Here is a 5,864-nt window from a genome sequence, read left to right as displayed (position 1 = left end):
GGAAGAGGCTGTACCGGCGCTGATGGCGATGGACCGGGCGGAAGGAACCGGGATCAGCGTGATTACGCGGTTTTGAATGAGGTGGCGCCATGCTCATCGCCCAGATCAGCGATATCCACGCCAGCCCCGGCAATGACGGCCTTGCCCGCCTTAAGAGGGCAATTTCCTGGCTCGCCGCGATGCAGCCGGCTATCGTCGTGGTGACCGGGGATCTTGTCAACGGCGGCTGGCGGGAGGGCTACCGGCAGATCATTGCTGCGTTGCAAAGCCTCGCGTGCCGCACCTTGATCCTCCCCGGCAACGTTGACGACCGCACCGTCATGCGCGGGGCGATGCCCGAGGCCGGCCATTGGGGCGATGACGAGAAAATGCATTTTGCCGAACCCCATGGAGACGCGTTGATCGTCGGCCTTGACACCTGCGTCGACGGACATGCCCATGGTGACGTTACGGAACATCTTCCGTGGTTGCGGCAGACGCTGGCGAGCGGTCCATCGGGCATGCCCTTGCTCTTCACGCATCACCATGTTTTCCCCACGGGAATATCGCCTCTGGATGATGTCATGTGCAGGGGTGCAGATGCCTTGGGCGACCTGCTATCGAGTGTCATAAGGCGCCCCATCGCAATCTGCAGCGGCCACGTCCATCGGCCGATGTCGAGCCTGATCGCAGGCATTCCGGCATACATATGCGGCTCGATCTGTCCCGCCAATCCTTTGCTGCTCGATCCCACACATGAACCGCCTGTCACCGATCCTCCAGGCCTCATGATCCATGATCTTCGCAATGGCCGGCTGGTCAGCAGTCACGTTTCCTTCCGATAGAGAGATCTGGTGGATGACCAACCGTGGCCCGGAGAGCTCGAGGCATCCGTCAGCGTCTGCCTCAAGATCGGCTTAGAGCCTATCCTTCGACACAGCGAATATCTCGGCCACGCCATCCCATACCGCGCGGATGCGCGGGATATCGACCAGATTGGCCGGGGCAAGCATCCAGAGTTCGCGATCGGGCATAGCCTCGCCGCAATCGATCTCGACCAGAGAGCCGGATTTTGTTTTGCGACGAAGCGCGGAAGCATGGCGATTCCGAGCCCGGCGGCCGCGGCATTTGCCGGCACGACATTGCTGCTCGAGCGGAAGACGAAGGCGTCCGGGCCGAATTTCGTTTCCAGCCAGCGCGCTTCGGCCACGCCGTCACTATCCAGGTCAAATCCGATGAGGCGGGCTGGCCCGCTTTCCGCAACAGTCTCGGCGGCCGCTTTCGAGGCGTAGAAAGCGTATCCGATCGTCGCCACGCGTTTTCCGGTGAGATCACTGTTCTTCGGGTGCCGCAGCCAAAGGGCAATATCGGCCTCGCGCTGGGCAAGGCTCTGCACGCGGATATCGGTGACGATTTCGAGTTCGACGTCCGCAAGCCCGCGCAGCACGTCGCCGAGCCGCGGCGCGATGACGAGATCGGCGATCGAACGGGTCGTCGTCAGCCGCACGCGACCGCTCGGGCAATCCGCCGCCTTAAGCCGCGATCTGCCGGATCCGCTCGGCAGCATGATCCCGGCCGAGACCGTACATCGTACGGCGCTGGCGGAGATCGCCGACCGTTTCGCGACGGTCGTCCCGAATGTAGCGGCGATTGTCAAAGGGGCCGCAACGGCCTGACGGGCCGCAAGAAGCCGTCTTTCTCTACGGCTTCTTGCGCTTCTCCTGCTCTTCCCTAAAATGCCTGACGGTTGCGGCGCGCTCTGCCTTTTCGGCTTTCGAAAGAGCGCCGTCGCCGTTCTTGTCGTAGAAGGCGAAGACGGAAAGGAGGAGCGTCTTGAACTCATCCTCCGTCAGTTTGCCGTCCTTGTTGGGGTCGAGCGCCAGTTGGGCGGCGACGCGTTCCGTATTGCTCAGTCCGTCAGCGAACGGCATGCGAGGCAGCGGCGGTGATTTCAGCGCTTCGTCGAGCGTCACGATACCGTCGCCGTTGCGATCGAAATTCGCAAAGCGCGCTTTCATGCCGAGTTCGGCCTCGTCGCGGCTTTCATAGAGGTTGGCGACCTTGTACTCGTCGAGCGTCATGCGCCCGTCGGCATCGAGATCGCCGGTGAAGAACGGCATTGCGGCGGCCGCCCTTTGGCGTGCGGCATCGACCTGCCGGAGCCTGGCGATATCGTCTTCATCGAGGGCGCGGTCGGCACCGCTGTAGACGGCAAAGCGCTCCAGATGGCTGGATACATGCTGGTCGCGCGCATTGCCCATGTCTTCCACAAGGAAAATCGGCGGAGCGGCCGGCTCGGCCCTTGCGGACATCGCGCCGACCGATAGGCAGACTGCGGCAAAGACGAAACCGGCTCTCATGAAACCCCCAACCCAGGAACGACATCAATAATGCAGCCCGCTCGTGCAGGCAATGCGAAGACAGCTGCAACACGCCGCATACAATCGGCCAAGAATTGCTGCTAGCATGACGCGCTTTGAGCCATTGCCGTATCGGAACACGGGTAAAAACAGGAGGTGCCCATGGCCTGGTCTGCCAGCCAGTATGTGAAGTTCGAGGATGAGCGGACGCGCCCGGCGCGCGATCTCCTGGCGCAGGTGCCGCTGGAAAGGGTCAGCAAGGCGATCGATCTCGGTTGCGGGCCGGGAAATTCGACCCAACTCATCGTCGACCGCTACGGCAAGGATGGCGTGTCCGGCCTCGACAGCGACCTCAACATGCTGGAAGCGGCGCGCAAACGGCTTCCGGACACCACCTTCACCGAGGCTGACCTTGCCACCTGGCAGCCGAATGAGCCTGCCGACCTGCTCTTTGCCAATGCCGTCTTCCAGTGGCTGCCCAACCATCTCGACATCTTCGACCGGCTGATGGACGGGCTTACCAGGGGCGGCGTGCTCGCCGTGCAGATGCCCGACAATCTCGGCGAGCCGACGCATCTGCTGATGGAGGAAAGCGCCCATGCCGGACCATGGAAGACGGCCTTCGAAAAGAAGAGCGTGCGCCGCAATCCCCTTTCCCAGCCGTCGGCCTATTACAGCCGCCTGATCGGCAAATCCGAGCGCCTGGATATCTGGCACACGATCTACAACCACCCGATGGCGGATGCCGCGGCCATCGTCGAATGGGTGAAGGCAACGGGCCTGATGCCCTACCTTGCGACTGCCGACCAAGAGCATCGCGAGGCGTTTCTCGCAGATTATCTCGGGCGTGTCGAGAAGGCCTATCCGAAGATGGCGGACGGGCGGGTGCTGCTCGGCTTCCCGCGGATTTTCATGGTGGCGGTGAAGGGTTAAGCGCGACACGTTTCATGGAGTGCGACGCAGTCGCCGCGCCGTGCCCGGGGGATGATTTGGCAAGGCAGCGACCACACTCTCCCTCATCTTTGTGCTTGTCACAGAGATCCAGCCACTGCGCGTTCGCGCCGTGAAGGACTCATTTGCCCTGAAGGGAACCTCCTGCGCCCAAAGACTTCGGCGCGCTCGATTGCTGTGACAGGCATAGGATAATTGACAGCGCAGAGGGCAACCGCTTGCTTGCCGCAGCCTTGCCCGAGCTCGAGCGCTTGGAGCGTTGCCCAATGACTTGATGGGGGAGGAGAAGCAGACCTGGTGACAACAGGCCATGCTTGCGGTAGCGCCCGGCGGCCTTATATTCCGGCGCTGACAATCACGGAGAGCAATCCCTATGCCAGACGCCAAGCCATCGCCGCCCACCACTCTGGTCATCTTCGGGGCGACCGGCGACCTTACCCGGCGGCTTCTCGTTCCGGCGATCATCAATCTCACCCGCGGCGCCATGGTCGGCGACGATCTCGACATACTTGGCATCGGCATCGAGCCCGGCGGCGACGAGATGCTGCTCAAACGGCTAGACGATTTCCTGGCCGGCCTCGGCGACGGCGAACCGCTCGTCAAGGATCCGGCCTGGGCACGGTTGCGGCAGCGGATCAGCTATATTTCCGGCGATTTCACCGGCGACGATATCTATCTGGAGATCGCCAAACGGCTCTCGTCGGCGCCGGGCGGCAATGCGGCCTTCTATCTCGCCGTGCCGCCCCGCTTCTTCGGCGGTATCGTGGAGAAGCTCGCCGCTCACGGACTTGCCGCAGAGAGTGAAAATAGCTTCCGTCGCATCGCCATCGAAAAGCCCTTTGGAACCGACCTCGCCTCGGCCCGTGCGCTGAACGCGCAGATCCTGAACAAGGTCGGCGAGGGCCAGATCTATCGGCTCGACCATTTCCTCGGCAAGGAGACCGTCCAGAACCTGCTGACGGCGCGCTTTGCGAACATGATGATCGAATCGCTGTGGAACAGCCGCTATATCGACCATGTGCAGATCACCGCGGCCGAAACTGTCGATGTCGGCAGTCGCGGCGCCTTTTACGACGCGACGGGCGCGCTGCGCGACATGGTGCCGAACCATTTGTTCCAGCTCCTCGCCATGATCGCCATGGAGCCGCCGAACAGCTTCGACGCCGAAGCGATCCGCAACGAGAAGAGCAAGGTGCTGAAGGCACTGCGGGTCTTTACGCCCGAGGAGGCGGCAACACACGGCGTTCGCGGTGTCTATTCCGGCGGGACCCTGAACGGGGTGGAAATCCCCGCCTATCACCAGACGCCGCAAGTGGCGCCCGGCAGCAAGACCGAGACCTTCGTGGCGCTGAAGCTTTATGCCGATACTTGGCGCTGGGCGGGCGTGCCCTTCTACCTGCGGACCGGCAAGGCGATGACACTGCGCGACACGGAAATCGTTGTCGAATTCCAGCCCGTGCCTTTCGCGCAGTTCCGCGAGACAGACGTCACGCGCCGGCTGCCGCCGAACAGGTTGGTCATACAAGTGCAGCCGGACGAAGGCATGAGCCTGGAGATATCAATCAAATCGCCAGGGCTTTCGGTCGATACCGTGCCGGTTTCGCTCGACTTCCGCTATGCCGACCAGTTCGACATCGGTAAGATGACCGGCTACGAATCCCTGATATACGACCTCCTGATCGGCGACCAGACGCTGTTCCAGCGGGCCGACGGCATCGAAGCCGGCTGGGCGGCGGTGCAGCCTTTCCTCGACCTATGGGCGAAGGGCGGCGAGCCGGAAGCCTACGCCCCTGGCAGCATGGGGCCTGCCTGCGCCGAGGGCCTCATCGAACGCGACCGGCGGCAATGGCATGCGCTGGACGTGGTGCATGCGAAGCACAAATAAAAACCCCGCTTCACATGGAAGCGAGGCTCCTTCCGTTTCGGCATGAATGCCGGATCAAACGAACTGGCTCAAGCCCGGGACCGAGGCGACGACCTCGTCGACGACTTCTTCGCCGGCATATTGCTTGGCAATGGCGATGGTTTCCTTGGCGAGCGAGGTGATTTCGCCCATGCCGAGGCCCTGGCTCATGAGCTGCTGGCCGAGGCCCATGATTCCGCCGCCGCCGAGCGCGCCCATCAAACCGCCGAGCAGACCGCCGCCACCGGCACCTTCGCCGTTATACTGGGCGACGAGATCGGCGCCGCCGGGAATGGCTTCTATCATCTTGGCGACAGCTGCATCATCCCCTTCACGCTGCAGGAAACCGAGCATCATGCCCAGCGCCTTCTCCGCCAGATCGGGCGCAATGCCCACGCGATCGGCAATCTGGGTCACAACTTCATTCATCGTCAGCCTCCTGTTATTTGACGTTGACGTCAACGTTATTCGAGTTTCGTCCGCAACTCAAGCCGCGTCGCCGAGAGCCGTCATTTTCCCCGGAATTGCTTTCAATGCAAACAGTTGTCGGCATCCCGGTCCCTGCTTATAACAGGTGGACGATAGTAAGATGAATGCGGCCTATTGCGATCTCCGCATTTCAAACGCAAGCGGCGGCATCGGCCGAAGGGAGAACTGCTTCGTGCTCGAGG

General features: G+C 62.2%; 7 protein-coding genes. 4 read left to right on the top strand and 3 right to left on the bottom strand.

Features of this window, described 5'->3' with window-relative positions:
• Positions 1-89 precede the first annotated feature (89 nt).
• Positions 90-824 carry a phosphodiesterase gene (locus C9413_RS26460; protein ID WP_170251119.1) on the top strand — a complete coding sequence of 245 codons (735 nt, stop codon included), beginning with the start codon at positions 90-92 and terminating at the stop codon, positions 822-824.
• On the opposite strand, the gene C9413_RS26455 is transcribed toward C9413_RS26460, so the two are convergent.
• On the bottom strand, positions 806-1,486 hold the full coding sequence (locus tag C9413_RS26455; protein WP_170251118.1) for a LysR substrate-binding domain-containing protein: 681 nt from the start codon (positions 1,484-1,486) through the stop codon (positions 806-808). The genes C9413_RS26460 and C9413_RS26455 overlap by 19 nt on opposite strands.
• Here C9413_RS26455 and C9413_RS26450 point away from each other — a divergent pair.
• On the top strand, positions 1,446-1,655 hold the full coding sequence (locus C9413_RS26450; RefSeq protein WP_223844034.1) for a hypothetical protein: 210 nt from the start codon (positions 1,446-1,448) through the stop codon (positions 1,653-1,655). The genes C9413_RS26455 and C9413_RS26450 overlap by 41 nt on opposite strands.
• A 24-nt stretch (positions 1,656-1,679) precedes the next feature.
• On the opposite strand, the gene C9413_RS26445 is transcribed toward C9413_RS26450, so the two are convergent.
• Positions 1,680-2,339 carry a hypothetical protein gene (locus C9413_RS26445; protein ID WP_039844282.1) on the bottom strand — a complete coding sequence of 220 codons (660 nt, stop codon included), beginning with the start codon at positions 2,337-2,339 and terminating at the stop codon, positions 1,680-1,682.
• 162 nt (positions 2,340-2,501) lie between these two features.
• Here C9413_RS26445 and tam point away from each other — a divergent pair, with 162 nt between their 5' ends.
• A complete protein-coding gene (gene tam / locus C9413_RS26440; RefSeq protein ID WP_039844281.1) occupies positions 2,502-3,272 on the top strand; it encodes a trans-aconitate 2-methyltransferase in 771 nt (256 codons plus the stop codon).
• Positions 3,273-3,663: 391 nt separating this feature from the next.
• Positions 3,664-5,175: a glucose-6-phosphate dehydrogenase gene (zwf, locus tag C9413_RS26435; RefSeq protein ID WP_039844280.1), complete on the top strand. Its 1,512-nt coding sequence runs from the start codon at positions 3,664-3,666 to the stop codon at positions 5,173-5,175.
• 54 nt (positions 5,176-5,229) lie between these two features.
• On the opposite strand, the gene C9413_RS26430 is transcribed toward zwf, so the two are convergent.
• The gene (locus tag C9413_RS26430) at positions 5,230-5,622 is read right to left on the bottom strand and encodes a hypothetical protein (RefSeq protein WP_039844279.1); all 393 of its coding nucleotides are present in this window, start codon (positions 5,620-5,622) and stop codon (positions 5,230-5,232) included.
• Between the last annotated feature and the right edge of the window lie 242 nt (positions 5,623-5,864).

Source organism: Rhizobium sp. SEMIA 4085 (assembly GCF_013004495.1).
Lineage (GTDB): Bacteria > Pseudomonadota > Alphaproteobacteria > Rhizobiales > Rhizobiaceae > Rhizobium > Rhizobium gallicum.
The sequence above is the reverse complement of the archived record's forward strand: the minus strand, read 5'-3'. Positions and strand labels throughout refer to the sequence as shown.